Origin of the sequence: Enterococcus mediterraneensis (assembly GCF_900604485.1) — a bacterium.
GTDB classification, from domain to species: Bacteria; Bacillota; Bacilli; order Lactobacillales; family Enterococcaceae; genus Enterococcus_C; species Enterococcus_C mediterraneensis.
Genome location: NZ_UWOP01000001.1, coordinates 253,826 through 275,134, shown reverse-complemented (window position 1 = coordinate 275,134; position 21,309 = coordinate 253,826). Strand labels below are relative to the sequence as shown.

15 protein-coding genes and 1 riboswitch are annotated in these 21,309 nt (G+C 43.7%); of the genes, 14 read left to right on the top strand and 1 reads right to left on the bottom strand.

All coding sequences use genetic code 11. The features are described from left to right. Nucleotide 1 precedes the first annotated feature (1 nt). The 10 genes from purQ to wecB all read left to right on the top strand — a co-directional run bounded on the left by purQ (nt 2) and on the right by wecB (nt 12,444). The gene (gene purQ, locus EFB00_RS01315; protein ID WP_122645141.1) at nt 2-685 is read left to right on the top strand and encodes a phosphoribosylformylglycinamidine synthase subunit PurQ; all 684 of its coding nucleotides are present in this window, start codon (nt 2-4) and stop codon (nt 683-685) included. Continuing rightward, nucleotides 682-2,901 (top strand): phosphoribosylformylglycinamidine synthase subunit PurL, encoded by a 2,220-nt coding sequence (purL, locus tag EFB00_RS01310; protein ID WP_122645140.1) that lies wholly within the window; start codon nt 682-684, stop codon nt 2,899-2,901. The genes purQ and purL overlap by 4 nt, the downstream gene beginning before the upstream one ends. Next, nucleotides 2,886-4,325 carry an amidophosphoribosyltransferase gene (purF, locus tag EFB00_RS01305; RefSeq protein WP_122645139.1) on the top strand — a complete coding sequence of 480 codons (1,440 nt, stop codon included), beginning with the start codon at nt 2,886-2,888 and terminating at the stop codon, nt 4,323-4,325. Before purL ends, purF begins: the two co-directional genes overlap by 16 nt. Nucleotides 4,326-4,337: 12 nt before the next feature. After that, entirely contained in the window at nt 4,338-5,381 is a 1,044-nt protein-coding gene (gene purM, locus EFB00_RS01300; protein ID WP_122645138.1) for a phosphoribosylformylglycinamidine cyclo-ligase, read from the top strand. Next, nucleotides 5,378-5,947, top strand: coding sequence for a phosphoribosylglycinamide formyltransferase (gene purN / locus EFB00_RS01295; RefSeq protein ID WP_122645137.1), 570 nt, complete (start codon nt 5,378-5,380; stop codon nt 5,945-5,947). Before purM ends, purN begins: the two co-directional genes overlap by 4 nt. A gap of 4 nt (nt 5,948-5,951) precedes the next feature. Continuing rightward, nucleotides 5,952-7,487, top strand: a complete 1,536-nt coding sequence (purH, locus tag EFB00_RS01290; RefSeq protein ID WP_122645136.1) for a bifunctional phosphoribosylaminoimidazolecarboxamide formyltransferase/IMP cyclohydrolase — start codon at nt 5,952-5,954, stop codon at nt 7,485-7,487. A 31-nt stretch (nt 7,488-7,518) separates the two neighbouring features. Then, nucleotides 7,519-8,769, top strand: coding sequence for a phosphoribosylamine--glycine ligase (gene purD / locus EFB00_RS01285; RefSeq protein WP_122645135.1), 1,251 nt, complete (start codon nt 7,519-7,521; stop codon nt 8,767-8,769). A 246-nt stretch (nt 8,770-9,015) separates the two neighbouring features. After that, a complete protein-coding gene (locus EFB00_RS01280; protein ID WP_122645134.1) occupies nt 9,016-9,930 on the top strand; it encodes an aldo/keto reductase in 915 nt (304 codons plus the stop codon). A 224-nt stretch (nt 9,931-10,154) separates the two neighbouring features. Then, nucleotides 10,155-11,132 carry a GMP reductase gene (gene guaC / locus EFB00_RS01275; protein ID WP_122647008.1) on the top strand — a complete coding sequence of 326 codons (978 nt, stop codon included), beginning with the start codon at nt 10,155-10,157 and terminating at the stop codon, nt 11,130-11,132. Nucleotides 11,133-11,331: 199 nt separating this feature from the next. Beyond that, nucleotides 11,332-12,444, top strand: a complete 1,113-nt coding sequence (wecB, locus tag EFB00_RS01270; protein WP_122645133.1) for a non-hydrolyzing UDP-N-acetylglucosamine 2-epimerase — start codon at nt 11,332-11,334, stop codon at nt 12,442-12,444. An 88-nt stretch (nt 12,445-12,532) separates the two neighbouring features. Here wecB and EFB00_RS01265 read toward each other — a convergent pair whose 3' ends face one another. Further along, nucleotides 12,533-14,008 (bottom strand): AcpB/EbpR/MafR family transcriptional regulator, encoded by a 1,476-nt coding sequence (locus EFB00_RS01265; protein WP_122645132.1) that lies wholly within the window; start codon nt 14,006-14,008, stop codon nt 12,533-12,535. A 104-nt stretch (nt 14,009-14,112) separates the two neighbouring features. Continuing rightward, nucleotides 14,113-14,283, top strand: a riboswitch (M-box (ykoK) riboswitch). Between the two features lie 300 nt (nt 14,284-14,583). On the opposite strand from EFB00_RS01265, the gene mgtA reads away from it, so the two are divergent. The 4 genes from mgtA (at nt 14,584) to EFB00_RS01240 (ending at nt 21,303) form a co-directional block, all read left to right on the top strand. Beyond that, nucleotides 14,584-17,175 (top strand): magnesium-translocating P-type ATPase, encoded by a 2,592-nt coding sequence (gene mgtA, locus EFB00_RS01255; RefSeq protein ID WP_122645130.1) that lies wholly within the window; start codon nt 14,584-14,586, stop codon nt 17,173-17,175. A 379-nt stretch (nt 17,176-17,554) separates the two neighbouring features. Beyond that, nucleotides 17,555-18,664 (top strand): pyruvate dehydrogenase (acetyl-transferring) E1 component subunit alpha, encoded by a 1,110-nt coding sequence (pdhA, locus tag EFB00_RS01250; protein WP_122645129.1) that lies wholly within the window; start codon nt 17,555-17,557, stop codon nt 18,662-18,664. A 2-nt stretch (nt 18,665-18,666) separates the two neighbouring features. Then, the gene (locus EFB00_RS01245; RefSeq protein WP_122645128.1) at nt 18,667-19,644 is read left to right on the top strand and encodes an alpha-ketoacid dehydrogenase subunit beta; all 978 of its coding nucleotides are present in this window, start codon (nt 18,667-18,669) and stop codon (nt 19,642-19,644) included. 27 nt (nt 19,645-19,671) lie between these two features. Beyond that, nucleotides 19,672-21,303, top strand: a complete 1,632-nt coding sequence (locus tag EFB00_RS01240) for a dihydrolipoyllysine-residue acetyltransferase (protein WP_122645127.1) — start codon at nt 19,672-19,674, stop codon at nt 21,301-21,303. Nucleotides 21,304-21,309 lie beyond the last annotated feature (6 nt).

The following is a 21,309-nucleotide window of genomic DNA, read 5'->3' as shown; positions in this document are numbered from 1 at the left end:
CATGAAATTTGCGGTCATTGTTTTCCCCGGTTCTAATTGTGATAGAGATATGTTGTGGGCGATCCGTGAAGTGATGGGTACTGAAGCGGAATACATCCGTCATGATGCTTTGACATTGGAGGGCTTTGATGGCGTACTGCTGCCTGGCGGATTTTCTTATGGCGACTATCTGCGCTGCGGCGCGATCGCTCGTTTTGCACCGATCATGGAAGAAGTCATTCGATTCGCGGAAGAAGGCAAACCAGTCTTTGGCACCTGCAACGGATTCCAGATCTTGACAGAAGTCGGATTATTGCCGGGCGCTTTGCGAAAAAACGAATCATTGCGCTTCATTTGCAAAACAGTTCCTTTGAAAGTGGTCAATCATCAAACTCATTTTACTTCTGAATATTCAGAAGATGAAGTGATCCATCTGCCAGTCGCTCATGGAGAAGGAAATTATTATTGTGACGCGGAAACACTGAAACAATTACAAGATAATCAACAGATCGTCTTTACCTATGAAAGTGAAAATATCAATGGCAGTGTCGAAAGTATCGCCGGTATTTGCAATGAAAAAGGCAATGTCTTAGGCATGATGCCTCATCCGGAACGAGCGATGGAGGCTCTCTTAGGTTCAGAAGACGGTAAAAAATTCTTCGCTTCGATGTTGAAAAACTTTGGAAAGGTGCCAGTAAAACAATGATGAAAATCTCAGAGCCAACACCAGAAATGATCAAGATGGAACGAATCTATGCCCAGTGGGGACTGACAGAAGAAGAATACGAGTCGATCGAAAAAATTTTAGGACGCTTGCCGAATTACACGGAGACTGGATTGTTTTCTGTTATGTGGAGCGAACATTGTTCCTACAAGAATTCCAAGCCGGTCTTGCGCAAATTTCCAACGACCGGACCGCAAGTTCTGCAAGGACCCGGCGAAGGTGCCGGGATCGTTGATATTGGCGACGGACAAGCGGTGGTCTTCAAAGCAGAAAGCCATAACCATCCATCTGCGGTAGAGCCTTATGAAGGGGCCGCGACAGGGGTCGGCGGGATCATTCGCGATATTTTCAGCATGGGTGCCCGACCTATTGCGATTTTGGACTCACTGCGATTTGGCGAGTTGGATAATGACCGCACGAAATACCTTTTAGAAGAAGTCGTTGCCGGCATCAGCGGTTACGGAAATTGTATCGGTATCCCGACAGTCGGCGGCGAAACAGCTTTTGATCCATGTTATGAAGGCAATCCGCTGGTAAATGCCATGTGTGTCGGTCTGATCGACCATAAAGATATCCAAAAAGGACAAGCAAAAGGAATCGGCAATACTATCATGTATGTCGGCGCGAAAACAGGACGCGACGGTATCCATGGTGCGACTTTTGCTTCTGAAGAATTTGTGGAAGAGGAAGAACAACAACGTTCAGCAGTCCAAGTAGGCGATCCCTTCATGGAAAAATTATTGTTGGAAGCCTGTCTGGAATTGATCTTGGAACATGCGGATATCTTAGTGGGTATTCAAGACATGGGAGCGGCGGGATTAGTTTCTTCAAGTTCGGAAATGGCGTCAAAAGCCGGCTCTGGTCTGGAATTGTTTTTAGACGATGTACCGCAACGAGAAACTGAAATGACCCCTTACGAGATGATGCTTTCAGAGTCACAGGAGCGGATGCTGATCTGTGTGAAACAAGGACACGAGGCAGAAGTTGTGGAATTGTTCCAAAAATATGAGTTGGATGCAGTAGCCATCGGAAAAGTAACGGACGATGGAATGTATCGTTTATACCATAAGGGAGAATTGGTAGCTGAACTGCCGGTAGATGCTTTGGCAGAAGACGCACCGACATATCACAAGCCCCGCAAAGAACCGGAACGAATAGAAGCGTTCCGTCAAATGGAAGATTTCATTCCAACGATCATCGACCCAACAGAAACGTTGCTGGCTTTATTACAGCAACCGACTATCGCGTCGAAAAAATCGATTTATGAAACTTATGATTCCCAAGTATTGACGAATACGGTGGTAGCACCGGGAAGCGATGCTGCGGTCTTGCGTATTCGCGGAACGAATAAGGCATTGGCGATGACGATGGATTGCAACAGCCGCTACCTTTATTTGAATCCAGAGATCGGCGGACAGATCGCGGTTGCCGAAGCGGCCAGAAATATCGTAGCAAGCGGCGGCCGGCCATTAGCGATCACGGATTGTTTGAATTACGGTTCTCCGGATAAACCAGAAGGCTTTTGGGAATTATGGACATCAGCTGACGGTATCGCCCAAGCCTGTGAAGTGCTAGAAACGCCTGTCATTTCCGGAAACGTTTCTCTTTATAATGAAACCAATGGGCGGGCAGTCTATCCGACACCTGTGATCGGGATGGTAGGTTTGATCGAAGATACTGCGGATATCACTACTCAAGGTTTCAAAAATGCAGGCGATCTGATCTATACAGTAGGAACGACTGCTCCGGATTTCAACGGTTCTGAGATCCAAAAGATGCAAAATGGAACGATTGCAGGACGGATCATGCCTTTTGATTTGAAGACAGAAAAACGTAATCAGGCAATCGTTCTTGAAGCGATCCAAAACGGTTGGGTAAACAGCGCTCATGATTGTGCAGAAGGCGGTATCGCTGTCGCTCTGGCTGAATCCGCATTTGCTCGTGAATTGGGAGTGAAAGCAGCCCTTGATCTGCCGAAGGAATGGCTTTTTTCAGAGACACAATCACGTTTTGTTTTATCCATCAGTCCAGAAAATCAAGAAGTGTTTGAAGCGTTTGCCAAAGAAGCAGCCCTCAAGATTGGTGAAGTGACCGCTGACGGTATCTTGCAGATCGATGGGAGAGATGGACAGATCAAAGTTGCGACAGCAAAAGCAAAAGCAGTATGGGAGGATGCGATTCCATGTCTTATGAAGTGAAAAGTCTGAATGAGGAATGTGGAATCTTTGGTGTTTGGGGACACGCGGATGCCGCCAGTGTCACCTATTTCGGCTTACACAGCTTGCAGCATCGCGGACAAGAAGGAGCCGGAATCGTTGCAAATAATCGCGGCAAGTTGCACGGTCATCGTGAATTGGGTCTGTTGTCAGAAGTCTTTAAAGATGAACGACAGTTGGCGCAACTGCAAGGAGATGCCGCTATCGGTCATGTCCGCTATGCCACAGCAGGCAATGGCAGTGTCGATAATATCCAGCCTTTTCTGTTCAAATTTTTTGACGGGCAAGTAGCGTTGGCGCATAACGGCAATCTTACCAATGCCCGCAGTTTGCGGACCAGTTTGGAAAAAGACGGAGCGATCTTTCATTCCAATTCGGATACGGAGATCTTGATGCACTTGATCCGCCGCAGTAAAAAGACTGCATTTATCGATCGATTGAAAGAGGCGTTATTGCAAGTCAAAGGCGGGTTTGCCTATATTCTTATGAAAGAAGATTGCATGATCGCGGCACTTGATCCCAACGGTTTTCGTCCGTTAGCGATCGGTCGGATGGTCAATGGCGCGTATGTCATCGCATCTGAAACCTGCGCGTTAGAAGTGATCGGCGCTGAGTTCATTCGAGATGTCCAACCGGGCGAGATCGTCATGGTCAGTGATCAAGGGATCGAGATCGATACCTATACTTCTGAAACTCAGCATGCCATCTGCGCGATGGAATATGTCTACTTCGCACGACCTGATTCCAATATCGCAGGAGTCAACGTCCATACTGCGAGAAAAAATATGGGGCGCCGATTAGCGGAGGAATCTCCGATTTCAGCGGATATGGTGATCGGCGTACCTAATTCCTCGCTGTCAGCCGCCAGCGGCTATGCCGAAGCTTCCGGCATTCCCTATGAATTAGGGTTGGTAAAAAACCAGTACATCGCACGCACCTTTATTCAGCCGACACAGGAGTTGCGGGAACAAGGCGTTCGCATGAAGCTTTCCGCGGTTCGCGGTGTCGTAGAAGGGAAAAAAGTCATTTTAGTGGATGACTCCATCGTGCGGGGAACTACCAGCCGCCGGATCGTCCGCCTGCTTAGAGAAGCGGGGGCAAAAGAAGTCCATGTTCGGATCGCTTCGCCGCCGTTGAAATATCCATGTTTTTACGGAATCGATATCCAAACCAGAAAAGAATTGATCGCCGCCAATCATACTGTGGCAGAGATCCAAGAATGTATCGGTGCCGATTCACTAGAATTTTTAAGTGAAGAAGGATTGATCGAAGCAATCGGTCTGGATTTTGACGCACCATATTCGGGGTTATGTATGGCTTATTTTAACGGCGATTATCCTACCCCGCTATATGATTATGAAGAAAAATATCGCGCGTCACTAGAAGAACAAACATCATTTTTCTAAAGGAGAGATTACGTGGCAAACGCATATGCAAAAGCCGGTGTTGATGTCGAAGCCGGTTATGAGGTCGTTGAGCGAATCAAAAAACATGTGAAAAAAACAGAACGTTTAGGCGTATTAGGAGCTTTAGGAGGATTTGGCGGCTGTTTCGATCTGTCAGCTTTATCTGTAAAAGAACCGGTGCTGGTTTCGGGTACCGATGGCGTCGGGACAAAATTATTGGTCGCTATCCAAGAAGGAAAACATGATACGATCGGGATCGATTGTGTGGCGATGTGTGTTAATGACATCGTCGCCCAAGGAGCAGAGCCATTGTATTTCTTGGACTATATCGCTACCGGTAAAAATCAGCCGGAACGTTTGGAACAAGTAGTGGCAGGTGTTGCAGAAGGCTGTCTTCAAGCTGGAGCGGCGCTGATTGGCGGAGAGACCGCCGAGATGCCGGGGATGTACAGTGAGGAAGAATACGATTTGGCAGGTTTTGCCGTAGGGATCGCTGAAAAAGATCAACTTATCACCGGCGAAACCATCCAAGCCGGCGACATCTTATTGGGATTACCTTCTTCCGGAATCCACTCCAACGGCTATTCCTTAGTCAGAAAAATTTTCTTCGAAACACATGGATTCTCAGGTGAAAGCAGATTGCCGGAACTTGGTGATGTGCCATTAGGTGAGACTTTGCTGACACCGACAAAAATCTATGTCCAACCACTATTGCCCTTGATCAAAGAGAAATTGCTTAAAGGTATCGCGCATATTACCGGCGGCGGGTTTGTAGAAAATATTCCCCGCATGCTGCCGGAAGGATTAGCAGCTGATATTGAATTAGGAACTTGGCCGGAATTATCGATTTTTACAGCTCTTGAAACATATGGCAAGATCCCGTCTGAAGAAATGTATGAGATCTTTAATATGGGGATCGGGATGGTCTTAGCTGTCGCACCGGATAATGTAGAACAAGTCAAAATGCGGTTAGCTGAGATGCAAGAAGAATGCTATGAGATCGGTTCGGTCATCGAAAAAACAACTTCCAGTGTCAATTTGCGAGGCGGAAAATGAGGATCGCAGTTTTAGCTTCAGGAAACGGCAGTAATTTTGAAGCGATCGCGCAAGCTTTTGAAAAACAAACGATTGCCGGTGAGCTGGTTTTGGTCTTTTCTGATAAAAAGACAGCTTATGTGTTGGAGCGGGCGGAGAAACATCAAATCCCCGCATTTACTTTCTCACCGAAAGATTTTTTATCGAAAAAAGAATATGAAGAAGCACTCCTTGATCTTTTAGTGGATCACCAAGTCGATTATCTTGTGTTGGCGGGGTATATGCGACTGATCGGTGAAGGATTGCTGGAAGCTTTCCCTAAGCGGATCATCAATATCCATCCGTCTTTACTACCGGCTTTTCCTGGACTCCATGGAATCGAAGACGCATTTGACTATGGCGTCAAGGTAACAGGGGTCACAGTTCATTATATCGACGCTGGAGTAGATACAGGACCGATCATCGCACAAGAATGTGTGCCGATCTCAGCGACAGATACATTGGAATCTCTTACCGAAAAGATCCATCAAACGGAGCATCGATTGTATCCGGAAGTTTTAGCAGAAATCATACATGCGGAGGAATGAAACAATGAAAAAAAGAGCACTGCTCAGTGTTTCCGATAAAACAGGTATCATTGAATTAGCGAAAGGTTTGATCACAGCTGGCTTTGAGATCATCTCAACAGGCGGAACGCAGGCGGCGTTGACTGACGCCGGGATCGCGACTATTGCGATCGATGAAGTCACTGGCTTTCCTGAAATGATGGATGGCCGTGTCAAAACACTACATCCTAAGATCCATGGCGGTTTGCTGGCGCGACGTGATGCAGACAGTCATGTGGCCGCAATGAAAGAGCACGACATCGCGCCTATCGACGTGGTTGTTGTTAATCTGTATCCTTTCAAAGAAACCATTGAAAAAGACGGGACATTTGCTGATGCTATCGAGAATATCGACATCGGCGGACCTAGCATGCTCCGTTCCGCGGCGAAAAATCATGAATCCGTCACTGTGATCGTTGATCCGCAAGATTATCCGCTGGTTCTAGAAGAATTGACTTCTGGTGATACAACGCTGGCTACACGCCGTTATCTGGCGGCGAAGGTCTTTCGACATACTGCCGCTTATGATGCGGTGATCGCGAGCTATTTGACGGAACAAACATCTGAAAAAAATCCGGAAAAACTAACACTGACTTATGAATTGAAACAAACATTGCGTTATGGAGAAAACAGTCATCAAGAAGCGGTCTTTTATCGCTCTGCGTTACCAACTTCTTATTCCATCGCCAATGCGAAACAGCTTCACGGTAAAGAGTTGTCTTATAACAATATCAAAGACGCGGATGCGGCGATCAAGATCGCCAGAGAATTTTCTAAGCCGGCTGTGGTGGCCTTAAAACATATGAATCCTTGCGGGATCGGTACAGCCGAAACGATCACTGAAGCTTATGATTACGCTTATGAAGCTGATCCAGTATCTATTTTTGGCGGCATTGTGGTTTTGAATCGGGAAGTTGATCTGCAAACGGCGGAAAAAATGCATCATCTGTTTTTAGAGATCATTTTGGCGCCATCATTTGAACCAGCGGCCTTTGAACTCTTGTCCAGCAAAAAAAATCTGCGTTTGTTGACATTAGATTTCTCTCAACAATTCCAACCGGAAAAAGAAGTGGTTTCGGTTTTAGGCGGTTTGTTAGTCCAAGATCAGGACGTAGTTGAGGAAGACCCTGAAAAGTGGCAAGTAGTCACCAAGCGTCAGCCGTCAGAAGAAGAAAGAGAAGCTTTGGCATTTGCTTGGAAAGCGGTCAAACACGTGAAGTCCAATGCTATCGTGTTGGCAAATAATCACCAAACTGTAGGGATCGGCGCAGGACAAATGAATCGAGTGGGTTCAGTAAAAATCGCTATCGAACAAGCTGAACAAGCAGAAAAAATCCAAGGTGCCGTCCTTGCCAGTGACGCATTTTTCCCAATGAGCGACAGTGTAGAAACAGCCGCTAAACATGGCATCAAAGCCATCATCCAGCCGGGAGGAAGTATCAAAGATCAGGAATCGATCGACATGGCTGACAAATATGGAATAACGATGCTCTTTACCGGTATTCGCCACTTCAGACATTGATGGAAAGCTTTCAAATTCTAAGGAGGATTCGATGAATATATTAGTGATCGGCAGCGGCGGACGAGAGCACGCGATCGCCAAAAAGCTGATAGAAGACGAACGAGTAACGAATGTGTATTGCGCAAAAGGAAACCCTGGTATGAAAAAAGACGGGATCATTCCTGTGAATATCGCTGAAGACGATCACACTGGATTGATCGCTTTTGCTGAAGAAAAGCAGATCGATTGGACGTTTGTCGGACCGGAAATTCCGTTACTGAATGGGATCGTAGATGATTTTCAAAAGGCGGGTCTGAAAATTTTTGGACCCACCAAAGCCGCAGCGATGATCGAAGGATCGAAAGAGTTCGCTAAAAAAATCATGAGCCAAAATAAAATCCCAACTGCTGATTATCAAGCTTTCACCAGTTACGACGAAGCAGTGGCTTATGTAGAAGAAAAAGGCGCGCCAATCGTTGTAAAAGCAGATGGTTTAGCTGCCGGTAAAGGGGTGGTTGTGGCTGAAACGAACGAACAAGCGATCCAAGCACTTCACGAGATGCTCAAGGAAAACCGCTTCGGACAAAATGGTGAAAAAGTCGTGATCGAAGAGTTTTTAGCAGGTGAAGAATTTTCTTTGATGGCGTTCGTTGATGGTTCGGCAGTCTATCCGATGGTGATCGCGCAAGATCATAAACGTGCCTATGATGGAGACAAAGGACCGAATACGGGCGGAATGGGAGCTTATTCACCGGTACCGCAGATTTCAGATGAAGTCGTGCAGACAGCTGTTGAAACGATCTTAAAACCGGCGGCAAAAGGAATGATTGCAAACGGCACACCATTTCAAGGCATTTTATATGCCGGGTTGATCGCGACAGCAGACGGACCAAAAGTAATCGAGTTCAATGCTCGTTTCGGCGATCCGGAAACGCAAGTCATTTTGCCGCGGTTGACATCCAGCTTGGCACAGCTCGTTATCGATCTTTTGGCCCATCAAGAGCCGAACATCACATGGAGCGATCAGGCAGCAGTCGGCGTTGTAGTGGCGGCGGAAGGCTATCCGCAAAACTATGCTGCCGGGATGCCGATTCCTTCGATCGAAGGATGTCCGGTGTATTATTCAGGAGTAGCTGGCGAGGACAACTTGTCAGCCAATGGCGGAAGAGTGTTTCTGGTAGAAGCAAACGGTGAAACACTCGAGGAAGCCCGTGAAAAAGTTTATCGTGCTTTGGCAGATGCCAAACTGTCAAAAATGTTTTATCGCTATGATATCGGGGACAAAGCATTAATAAAGAACTAGATCCATAGAGTGCTGTGACACAAAGAAAGCCCAATCAAACTATTCGAATTATCCTGTACTCCCGCTACGCAGATTTGCAGCGAGAGATCGTCGCTAACAGGTATAGTTATAAAACGAGTATTTACCGGCTATCTATCTTTGTGTCACAGCACTTTTTTGTTTAAATAACGAAAACTCTCAAAAATGATAAGGTTTTCATTTGGGAATTGTGATACAATTTAAGAGGAAAACAAAGGAGGTTTTTTTATGAAACAAGTAAAATTCGGTTCAGAAGAATTAGGCGTATCAAGCGTTATCTTAGGCTGTATGCGGATCAATAATGCAGAAGATCCGGTGAAAGTCATCGAAACAGCGGTAGAAAACGGCATTAATTTCTTTGATCACGCTGATATTTATGGAGATGGCAGCTGTGAATCGATCTTTGCGGACGCTTTGGCAAAAACCAATTATAAACGTGAAGATTTATTTATTCAAACCAAGTGCGGGATCGTTCCTGGCAAGATGTATGATTTTTCTAAAAAGCATATCATCGAATCTGTTGAGGGCAGTCTGAAACGTTTGAGAGTTGATTATGTTGATGCGCTTTTACTGCACCGTCCGGATACATTGATGGAGCCGGAAGAAGTTGCGGCAGCCTTCGATCAATTGGAATCAGAAGGAAAAGTGAAATACTTCGGCGTCAGCAACCAAAACCCTGGTCAGATCGAATTACTGAAAAAATATGTTCGCCAACCGCTTTTAGCAAACCAATTGCAATTCGGTATCAAACATACCGAAATGATCGATCAAGGAATCCATGTCAATATGACTGATACTGGCAGTTTCGATCATGACGGCGGGATCTTGGAATATTCACGTCTGCATGATATGACGATCCAAGCATGGTCTCCTTATCAGTACGGTTTCTTTGAAGGGGTCTTTATCGGTAACGAAAAATTCCCAGAGCTTAACCAAAAATTGGAAGAAATGGCTGAAAAATATAATACAACGCCAACAGGGATCGCTTCTGCATGGATCTTGCGTCATCCAGCGAACATGCAAGTGATCGCGGGAACGATGACACCTCATCGTATCGAAGAAATTGCCAAAGCATCAGAAGTGCAAATGTCTAGAGAAGATTGGTACAGCGTCTACTTGGCAGCCGGCAATATCCTTCCTTAAAAAAGGAAGCAAAAGCAAAATTAGACTATTTTCTGAGCTTTTGACATTCAAAAGACTAAAATCGTTCGTTAAACACGAACGATTTTTTGTTTTATTAAAAAAATACAGTTGTTTTCATTGATTTTGACGATTGTTTGCGATAAATTACATAGGGCGCCAATTTGGGGCCGAAATTTAAACGTTTGTTTCTTGGAAAAGAGAAAGGATGTTCTATTATGTTTGACATGAAAGTTTTTGATTACGAAGATATCCAATTGATCCCTAATAAATGTATCGTCCAAAGCCGCTCAGAATGCGATACTCAAGTAACTTTAGGAAATCACAAATTTAAGATGCCGGTCGTTCCTGCAAATATGCAAACGATCATTGATGATACCATCGCGGAATTTTTAGCAGAAAACGGCTATTTTTATATCATGCATCGCTTTGACGAAGCTGCACGTATTCCTTTCATCAAAAAAATGAAACAACGCGGACTGATTTCATCAATCAGTGTGGGTGTGAAAACAAGCGAGTATGCTTTTATTGATGAATTAGCGGAGCAAAATCTGATCCCTGATTATATTACGATCGATATTGCCCATGGTCATGCGAATTCAGTGATCGAGATGATCCAATATATCAAAAAACGTTTGCCGGAAACATTTGTGATCGCTGGGAACGTTGGGACTCCTGAAGCAGTACGGGAATTAGAAAATGCTGGTGCGGATGCTACCAAAGTTGGTATCGGACCAGGGAAAGTCTGCATCACAAAAATCAAGACCGGATTTGGAACTGGCGGTTGGCAGTTGGCGGCTGTTCGTTGGTGTGCCAAAGCCGCTCGTAAGCCGATCATTGCTGACGGCGGGATCCGTACCCACGGCGATATCGCGAAATCGATCCGCTTCGGGGCGACGATGGTTATGATCGGATCTTTATTTGCCGGACACGAAGAATCACCTGGTGAAACGAAAGTCGAAAACGGCGTAGTGTATAAAGAATATTTCGGCAGTGCGTCAGAATTCCAAAAAGGCGAAAAGAAAAATGTCGAAGGCAAAAAAATCTGGATCCAGCACAAAGGATCTTTAAAAGACACATTGGTTGAGATGCAGCAAGATCTGCAATCTTCGATCTCCTATGCCGGCGGAAAAGATTTAGAAGCGATCCGCAAAGTTGATTATGTGATCGTTAAAAACTCTATCTTCAACGGCGACACTATCTAAAATTTTTTAGATATAACGATTAAAAGTTCATCAAAGAAAGATAATCGAACGGTAAAAATCCACCTGTTCTCCGACAGAATAGTATCTGGGGAATAGGAAAGGAGTTTTTCCAACGTTCGGTTATTTTTTTCTTATAACGAGATATAGGAGTTCAGTAAAATTTTTGGTACAATGAGTGGTAAAGACAAGGGGTGAAGAAATGCCGATCAAAGTGATGTCGATTTTTGGAACGCGACCAGAAGCTATCAAGATGGCGCCGCTGATCAAACGGTTAGAAGCCGACGAACGATTTGAATCGTTAGTGACCGTGACAGGGCAGCATCGGGAAATGCTGGATCAAGTTCTGCGGGTTTTTCATATAAAACCGGATCACGACTTAAATATTATGAGCGCCAATCAAACACTGACAGAGATCACTACAAAAGTGTTATTAGCCTTACAGCCGATCTTGACCGCTGAAAAGCCGGATATGATCCTTGTTCATGGCGATACTTCTACGACTTTTGCGGCAGCAACGGCGGCTTTTTATCAACAGATCAAAATCGGTCATGTGGAGGCCGGACTGCGCACGTGGAACAAGCTGTCGCCGTTTCCTGAAGAGATGAATCGGCAGTTGACAGATGTGTTGGCAGATTTATATTTTGCGCCTACCAATGAAAGTGCCGAAAACCTACGACGGGAAAATCATCCTGAGCAGCGGATCTTTATTACCGGAAACACTGCGATCGATGCGATGAAATATACTGTTTCGCAAGAATATCAGCATCATTCATTGCCTGATGGTCAAAAACAGATTTTACTGACGATGCACCGTCGTGAAAATCTGGGAGCGCCGATGGAACAGGTCTTTCACGCATTAGCGCGCATCGCTGAAGAATTTTCGGAGCTTTCCATCGTTTTTCCGATGCATAAAAATCCCAAAGTTCGGGAAGCGGCTCAACGTATTTTAGGGTCATCCGCAAATGTCCGTCTGATTGAACCATTAGATGTAGTGGATTTTCATAATTTTGCCGCTAAAAGCTATCTGATCTTGACGGATTCGGGAGGCGTACAAGAAGAGGCGCCGTCTTTAGGAGTGCCGGTCTTAGTTCTGCGAGATACTACTGAACGCCCGGAAGGAATCGCGGCAGGGACATTGAAACTCGTGGGGACTGAGGAAGCAGATGTCTATCAAGCGGTCAAAGAATTACTGACAGATGGCAAGACGTATCAAAAGATGGCACAAGCGAAGAATCCTTATGGTGACGGTCATGCCAGCGAACGGATCGCGGATGCTATTGCAGAGTATTTTGCGGATTCTGATCAAAAGTAAATTGATAACTGAAAAAATTTATCGTAAAAAACTATCCAAACGATCTACTTCTGCTGTTTGGCAGATAGCTGAATGTTTGGATAGTTTTTTATAGTTTATTTTTGACTACCTGATTGATGGCCAACTGGTACTCATGGAAATCTTCTAAAGAAGGAATCGGTTTAACTGTGATCACTGGCAGGTCAGGAAAGCTGTGAAGCAGTTCGAAGGTTGAAAAGATCAAATCATATTGCCGAAATTGTTCAAAGATCGCTTGGTGCTGGTCGAAAATCTCTTCGATTACCGAAAAAGTGAGATTGCCGTATAACGAGCGTTGGGCTTTTTCCTTGAGAAAATGACCATGAAAAGGCGCGATATCTGATAAAATCAAAATTCGAAGGGGCGGCATCAGCTTTTCTAAAAGATCAGGTATTTTTGTCAACAGGATAAACAGCTGATGACAGCGCTGATCAAGTGTGATCTTCACCTGATGTCTGGCGATAAATGAATCGATAAAGGATTGCAGAACCCTCATTTCTTGAGGATACTGTTGCTGGTATTCTTCAACAAAATTTCTGCGGACATTTCGCAAGATAGTGATCACATCTCCGTTGCTTCGATAAACAAAATTATCATCGCAAAACAGGGTCACTAGTTCTTGTTTTTTATCTGGTGTAATAGAAAGCTGCAAAGACTCCTCCAGTTCTTTCAAATAAAGTTCAGCGAAACGATGAATTTTTTTGACCCAGGGATTGGCCTTTAATGCATGTTGAAAGTGCGCTGCCGATACAAAATGATTATCGCTAAAATAGTTCCATACTATCTCTTTTGCCGTCTGAATCGGATCTATGGCAAAAGACAGCTTTATGGAAAGGTGCTCTTCAGGAAATTTTATATCGGGATACTCGGCTGTCTTTTCTATAAATAAGCGATGTCCGTGCTTAAGACGAATGATAGCGACAGCCGAAGCGATTCGCAGTTGTTCATGGATGATATATTTTTCTTCCAGATGATTGGCTTTGGCAAAAGAGACGATCCATTGATTTAATTCCTCATCTAAAGAAGTATCTTGGAAAAAGGAATAGGTGTTTTTCCTCTGTTCTTTATAATATACGGTAAAAAGGTGGCGGATAAAAAACTCATTGCCGCAAAGACGCAGCGGATTTTTCTCGATCCGAACATTCTTTTCCGCTAGAAATCGTTGCAATTTTTTGTATAAGCGATGAAAGGAAGTTAGGCTTAAAAATAAGCGGTCCGCTGCTTCCGCTTGAGTTTTGCAGGTTTCATAGAGCAATAGTTCAAGAAATTTCATCTCAGGAGTATGACTGACCATGTGGCTATAAAGAGAATCCAAACCAAATCCAGAATGGTGATTCAGAACATAGCCGTTCTTGCTTCGTGTGATCGTCATCTCCGGGATCTGCTGATTGATAAGACGGATGTCTTCCAGAAGGACCGAGTAGGAAGTACTGTTCACTGCTTTTTTCAGTTCTTCTTCGGAGGCCTGTTTATTGTGGAAATAAAGATATTCCAATAATTTCAATCGTCTCAGATCATCCTTTTTTAATAAGTTACGCAAGTCCACAAAATCACCTCGTTATTATTTTAGCGAAGAAAAGTAGTCAAAATCAAGAAAAAACAAAGAGTTTATTGACTGATAAAAGAAAATGTATTATAGTTGACCTGTAATTAAATAATTGTTAGGTGAGGCTCCTATATAGAAACAAGCTGCTGCCGCGAAAGGATCGAGAGATTCTTAGTTTGGTTGAACAGGGATAGATCGTGAAGGTCATCCATAATGCAGCTGACACATTTGCTGTCTACGCTATATAGTGCTAAAGCTCTACGATGTTCGGTAAGCCGTCATTTAGTACGCGTGTTCATTGTTGAGCACGCGTTTTTTCGTGCTTTGCTTCCAAAGTTATCTGTATTGGTACAGATTGCTGAAAAAATGAAGCAAAAAGAAACAGGTTTAGTTTTTGTGAAATTATTTCCTATATAATAGCGTGCGAAACTGTCGACTTTCCTAGTGCTTCACGACTGACAAAAAGAGAGGAAGATGTATATGGATCACCCCAGTCCCCAGATGAAAACTCATAATATCAATCACGCTGCTAGGAGAGTAATTTCTTGATCTCCTAGCGTAGAGGAGGTACAAGAATGTTAAATAAAAAAATCGATACAAAAGAACAAGAATTAAAAAAATTGGCACTGCTTTCGGAAAGAGAGCTGTTTATGGCGTTGCGTACATCAATGAAGGGTCTTTCCGAAGAAGACGCTCAAGGGCGCTTGGAAGAGTATGGACCAAACCGTGTAGATGCGCAAAAACCAACACCAGCATGGCTGCTGTTTTTAGAAGCCTTTAAAGACCCGTTTGTTTTAGTGTTAGCGTTATTGATGGTTGTCTCAGCGGCGACTTCAGATTTTGAAGCGACGATCGTGATGGGGATCATGATCTTAGCCAGCGTTTTGATCACCTTTATACAAGAATATCGCTCACAAAAAGCCAGTTTGGCGTTGAAAGAAATGATTGAAAATACTTGTGCGGTCACGCGAAACGGCATCAAACGGGAAATTCCGATGGATGAAGTCGTACCGGGAGATATCGTTACTTTAGCGACTGGGGATATGATTCCAGCAGATGCGATCCTCGTTTGGACCAAAGATTTATTTGTGAACCAGTCTTCATTGACTGGTGAATCGATGCCAGTAGAAAAGTTTGTTGCCGGAGAAGAACGGGATCAAGATGTTTCCGCGATCGATATGCAAGAACTTGTATTTATGGGAACTGACGTCTTGAGTGGGCAAGGAATAGCTATTATCTTAAAAACCGGTCAAAGTACTTTCTTTGGCGACATTGCGAAAAATGCAACAAAAAAACGAGGTCGTACAGCATTTGATACTGGATTGACACAGGTCAGCAAATTGTTACTGCGCATGGTAGCCGTCTTGTTTCCAGTTGTATTTTTGATCAATGGTTTCACAAAAGGCGACTGGAGCGACGCATTTTTCTTTGCTATCGCTGTGGCAGTCGGACTAACGCCTGAGATGCTGCCGATGATCGTCACCAGCAATCTGGCAAAAGGTGCGATGGCTTTATCAAAGAAAAAAGTGATCGTCAAAGAATTGCCTGCGATTCAAAACCTTGGAAGTATGGATGTTTTGTGTACAGACAAAACAGGGACCATCACAGAAGACCGGGTTGTTTTAGTGGAGCATTTGAGTCCTTTAGGCCATGAAAATCAACGGGTGTTAGATATGGCATTTTTGAACTCGAATTATCAAACAGGCTGGAAGAATCTGATGGATATCGCCATCATCAATTACTATGAAGAAACAAAGCGTCAATTGCCGTTCAAAGATATTCTGAAAATCGATGAGATACCGTTTGATTTTTCCCGCCGGAGAATGACAGCCGTGGTAAAAGCTGATGATCATCAAATCATGGTGACCAAAGGTGCTGTTGAAGAAATGGAACAGATCTGTAAATACGCCGAAGTTGACGGCGAGATCGTACCATTGACAGAGGAACTGCGGAAAAAAATGCGAAAAGTCAACATTCGGATGAATGAAAAAGGGATGCGGGTTCTAACGGTAGCTGTAAAAACCGACGCTCATGATACCGCAACTTATTCGATTGAAGACGAAAAAGATATGATCTTGACGGGATTCGTTGGTTTCTTAGATCCAGCCAAGACAACAGCGGCAACTGCCATCAGCTCCCTTCATGATCACGGTGTGAATGTCAAAGTTTTGACCGGCGACAATGCGATCGTAGCAAAGAAAGTCTGCAAGGATGTAGGGATCGAAGTAGATTCTGTAATGCTTGGAACAGAGATCGAACTTTTGAGTGATGAACAATTGGCGGAAAAAGTGGAAGGAATCAATCTTTTTGCTAAATTGAATCCTATGCAAAAATCACGGATCATTGAAAGTCTGCAGAAAAAAGGGCATACTGTAGGCTTTATGGGAGACGGCATCAATGATGCGCCGGCACTGCGAAAAGCAGATGTGGGAATCTCAGTAGATACAGCGGCAGATATCACAAAAGATGCCAGCTCGATCATTCTTTTGGAAAAAAGCTTGGATGTTTTGGAAACCGGTGTGATCGAAGGACGGAAAGTCTTCAATAATATGATGAAGTATATCAAGAATACTATCAGCTCTAATTTCGGGAATGTCTTTTCCATTTTAGTAGCCAGCGCATTCTTGCCATTCTTGCCAATGCTGTCGATTCAATTATTGGTGCAAAATCTGATTTATGATATGGCGCAATTGACGATTCCTTGGGACAATGTGGACGAGGAAGAGTTGAGCCGGCCTGTACGTTGGGAAATCAGCAACATTTTCCGTTTTACCGTTTTGATTGGACCTATCAGCAGTATTTTTGATATCCTGACATATGCGCTTATGTGGTTTGTCTTCAGTGCGAATACACCAGCAGAACAAGCACTGTTCCAAACCGGCTGGTTCATGGTAGGGTTGACGACTCAGACATTAGTGGTACATTTGATACGGACTCGCAAAGTGCCATTTATCCAAAGTATCGCTTCGCCGCAAGTTTTATTTTCCAGCGGTATGGCGATCGCTCTAGGATTAGGTATTGTATTGTCACCGCTTCGTGAAGTATTTGAATTTACGGTATTGCCTAGCGCATACTGGTTCTGGTTTGCAGGGATCATTTTGATGTACCTGATCGTGGTTCAGGTAGGGAAAAAGATCTATATTAAGAAAACAAATAGCTGGCTCTAAAAATATTCTAACCTTTCGTCTAAAGACGAAAGGTTTTTTTGTGAACTAAATCATTTGACGGCTGCCGCGAAAACCCAAATCAAAAGAAGGGGGAAAACGGAACTGTATGATAAAAAGGGGAAATCTGTATCAATTTATTTGGATATTCTGTTAGTTTTAACACCAAAAAAATGAAAGCGTTTGTCTAATTGTGATTGATTTCACTAAAAGTTTGATAAATATGGACTTTTTTATAAATTAATAAATTAAAACGATTGCATTTTGCTTGTCTTTATTTTGAATAAGTGATAATTTAGTACTGTAAGTGATAAAAATAGTGATACAGTTGAAGCGGCTGTTTCACTCGACGAGAATTTCTAAGAGAGGAAAGTGTGACAACATGGCAAAAAATCAAAAACAAATTGATTTTGAAAAATTGTTAGAAAAAATCAATGCTGATTTTCCGACGTACCAAGCTTTGGACAAAGACGGGAAAGTAGTAAATGAGGCATTAGTACCTGATTTATCTGACGACGAATTAGTAGAATTGATGAGACGGATGGTTTGGTCTCGCGTATTGGATCAACGTTCAACAGCATTGAACAGACAAGGACGTTTAGGTTTCTACGCACCAACAGCTGGACAAGAAGCCAGCCAATTAGCCAGCCACTTCGCTTTTGAAAAAGAAGACCGCTTATTCCCTGGTTATCGTGATGTGCCGCAACTTGTGCAACACGGATTACCTTTGAAAGAAGCTTTCTTATGGTCTCGCGGACATGTTGCCGGAAACCTTTATCCAGAAGACTTGCATGCAATGCCTCCTCAAATCATTATTGGTGCGCAATACGTACAAGCTGCTGGTTCGGCACTTGGCTTGAAAAAACGCGGAAGCAAAAATGTAGCGTTTGTTTACACTGGTGATGGCGGTACATCACAAGGGGACTTTTATGAAGCAATGAACTTTGCAGGTGCTTACCATGCAAATGCTGTATTTTTTGTACAAAATAATGGTTTTGCGATCTCAACTCCTCGTGAAAAACAAACTGCCGCTGAATCATTGGCTCAAAAAGCAGTTGCCGCTGGGATTCCTGGTATCCAAGTAGATGGTATGGATGCGTTGGCTGTTTACACTGTATCAAAAGCTGCGCGTGAATGGGCAGCAAGCGGAAATGGTCCTGTTTTGATCGAAACATTGACTTACCGTTATGGTCCACATACATTGTCAGGGGATGATCCAACACGTTACCGTTCAAAAGAATTAGATGGCGAATGGCAACAAAAAGATCCTTTGATCCGTATGCGCAACTATTTAACAGAAAAAGGACTTTGGTCTGAAGAAAAAGAAGAACAAGTTATCGAACAAACAAAAGAAGAAATCAAAGCAGCAATCGCAGAAGCTGACCGTGTACCAAAACAAAAAGTTTCTGATTTCTTGAAAAATATGTTTGAAGTTCAACCTCAAAACATCAAAGAACAAATTGCAATTTACGAAGCGAAGGAGTCGAAATAATCATGGCGCAAAAAACAATGATTCAAGCAATCACTGATGCCTTAGCTCTTGAAATGGAGAAAGACGAAAATATCTTAGTGTTTGGTGAAGATGTTGGTAAAAACGGAGGAGTTTTCCGGGCAACAGAAGGTCTTCAAGAAAAATTCGGTGAAGACCGAGTATTTGATACACCTCTAGCTGAATCAGGTATCGGCGGATTGGCTTTTGGTTTAGCACTTGAAGGATTCCGTCCAGTTCCTGAAATCCAATTCTTTGGATTTGTATTTGAAGTAATGGATGAAATCGTAGGACAAATGGCTCGTACACGTTACCGTATGGGGGCAACCCGCAACTTGCCGATCGTTGTTCGTTCACCATTTGGCGGGGGCGTGCACACACCAGAATTGCACTCTGACAACTTAGAAGGTTTGATCGCGCAATCTCCTGGTATCCGCGTTGTTATCCCATCAAATCCTTATGACGCAAAAGGATTATTGATTTCTGCAATCCGCAGCAATGACCCAGTTGTTTACTTGGAACATATGAAACTTTATCGTTCTTTCCGTGAGGAAGTGCCAGATGAAGCATACGAAGTTCCTTTGGATAAAGCAGCAGTCACTCGCGAAGGAACAGATGTATCTATCATTACTTATGGTGCGATGGTACGTGAAGCTGCCAAAGCTGCTGATAACTTAGCAAAAGAAAATATCAATGCCGAAATCATCGACTTGCGCACAGTAGCTCCTCTTGATGTAGAAACCATCATCAAATCAGTTGAAAAAACTGGTCGTGTGGTTGTCGTTCAAGAAGCTCAAAAACAAGCAGGTGTAGGGGCACAAGTTGTTTCTGAAATCTCTGAACGTGCTGTTCTTTCATTAGAAGCACCGATCGGCCGTGTTTCTGCGCCAGATACAATCTTCCCATTTGGCCAAGCTGAAAATATTTGGTTGCCAAATGCCTCAGATATCGAAGCGAAAGTAAAAGAAATCGTAAACTTTTAATTTAATTTAAGAAGGGAAGAAAGCGAAATGGCTTTTCAATTTAAACTACCGGACATCGGTGAAGGGATCGCAGAAGGCGAAATCGTTAAATGGTTCGTCAAACCTGGCGATACGATCAATGAAGACGACACATTATTAGAAGTACAAAATGACAAATCAGTGGAAGAAATTCCATCTCCAGTTACTGGTACCGTTAAAAATATCGTAGTACCAGAAGGAACAGTGGCAAATGTCGGGGACGTGTTGGTAGAGATCGACGCACCTGGACATGAAGACAATGAAGGGGATGCCGGTGTAGCTGCACAATCCCAAACACCTGCGCAACCTGCCGCAATCCCAACTGAAACAAAGGATAGCCAAAGCAATGGCGGCGGTGTCTTCCAATTCAAATTGCCAGATATCGGTGAAGGAATCGCGGAAGGCGAAATCGTTAAATGGTTCGTCAAAGCCGGCGATACGATCAATGAAGACGATACGTTATTAGAAGTACAAAACGACAAATCAGTGGAAGAAATTCCATCTCCAGTTACTGGTACCGTTAAAAATATCGTAGTACCAGAAGGAACAGTGGCAAATGTTGGTGATGTCTTGGTAGAGATCGATGCTCCTGGGCATAACGACGCACCGGCTTCAGCGCCAGCAAGTGAAAATGCCGCTCCTGCAGCAGCAGCTCCTGAAGCAGCTAAAGTAGTCGAAGCAGCTGATCCAAACAAAAAAGTATTGGCAATGCCTTCTGTACGTCAATTCGCTCGTGAAAAAGATGTGGATATCACACAAGTTACAGCCACAGGTAAAGGCGGACGCGTGACAAAAGAAGATATCGAACAATTCTTATCAGGCGGAGGAAAAGCAAAAGCAGCACCGGCTTCAACTGGCCAAACAATTACAGCTTCAGTTGAACCTGCGCAAGCAGCCGCTCCTGCTAAACCAAAAGCATTTACTTCAAATCTAAGCGATCTTGAAACGCGTGAAGCAATGACACCAACACGTAAAGCAATCGCTAAAGCAATGGTCAACAGCAAACATACTGCACCTCATGTTACTTTGCATGACGAAGTGGAAGTATCTAAACTATGGGATCACCGTAAGAAATTCAAAGAAGTTGCCGCAGAAAACGGTACTAAATTGACATTCTTGCCATATGTAGTCAAAGCATTGACAGCGACAGCTAAGAAATTCCCAATATTGAATGCATCTATTGATGATTCTTCACAAGAAATCGTCTATAAACATTACTTCAATATCGGTATCGCAACAGATACAGATCATGGTCTATACGTACCTAACGTGAAAAACGCAGACCAAAAAGGTATGTTCGCGATTGCAGACGAAATCAACGACAAAGCTAAATTAGCTCATGACGGCAAACTTTCTGCTGATGATATGCGTAACGGAACAATTACCATCAGTAATATCGGTTCTGTAGGCGGCGGCTGGTTTACTCCAGTTATCAACTACCCTGAAGTAGCGATCTTAGGTGTGGGAACTATTGCTCAACAACCAATCGTTAACGCAGAAGGCGAAATCGTTGTCGGCCGTGTAATGAAATTATCGTTGAGCTTTGACCACCGTATCGTGGATGGCGCGACTGCTCAAAAAGCAATGAACAACATTAAACGTCTGTTGGCTGACCCAGAATTAATGTTGATGGAAGGATGATAAAGA

Excerpts from the sequence above, each read along its gene's own strand:
- purQ (WP_122645141.1), top strand. The coding sequence starts at position 2 with ATGAAATTTGCGGTCATTGTTTTCCCCGGTTCTAATTGTGATAGAGAT.
- purL (WP_122645140.1), top strand. The coding sequence starts at position 682 with ATGATGAAAATCTCAGAGCCAACACCAGAAATGATCAAGATGGAACGA.
- purF (WP_122645139.1), top strand. The coding sequence starts at position 2,886 with ATGTCTTATGAAGTGAAAAGTCTGAATGAGGAATGTGGAATCTTTGGT.
- purN (WP_122645137.1), top strand. The coding sequence starts at position 5,378 with ATGAGGATCGCAGTTTTAGCTTCAGGAAACGGCAGTAATTTTGAAGCG.
- purH (WP_122645136.1), top strand. The coding sequence starts at position 5,952 with ATGAAAAAAAGAGCACTGCTCAGTGTTTCCGATAAAACAGGTATCATT.
- purD (WP_122645135.1), top strand. The coding sequence starts at position 7,519 with ATGAATATATTAGTGATCGGCAGCGGCGGACGAGAGCACGCGATCGCC.
- EFB00_RS01280 (WP_122645134.1), top strand. The coding sequence starts at position 9,016 with ATGAAACAAGTAAAATTCGGTTCAGAAGAATTAGGCGTATCAAGCGTT.
- guaC (WP_122647008.1), top strand. The coding sequence starts at position 10,155 with ATGAAAGTTTTTGATTACGAAGATATCCAATTGATCCCTAATAAATGT.
- wecB (WP_122645133.1), top strand. The coding sequence starts at position 11,332 with ATGCCGATCAAAGTGATGTCGATTTTTGGAACGCGACCAGAAGCTATC.
- mgtA (WP_122645130.1), top strand. The coding sequence starts at position 14,584 with ATGTTAAATAAAAAAATCGATACAAAAGAACAAGAATTAAAAAAATTG.
- pdhA (WP_122645129.1), top strand. The coding sequence starts at position 17,555 with ATGGCAAAAAATCAAAAACAAATTGATTTTGAAAAATTGTTAGAAAAA.
- EFB00_RS01245 (WP_122645128.1), top strand. The coding sequence starts at position 18,667 with ATGGCGCAAAAAACAATGATTCAAGCAATCACTGATGCCTTAGCTCTT.
- EFB00_RS01240 (WP_122645127.1), top strand. The coding sequence starts at position 19,672 with ATGGCTTTTCAATTTAAACTACCGGACATCGGTGAAGGGATCGCAGAA.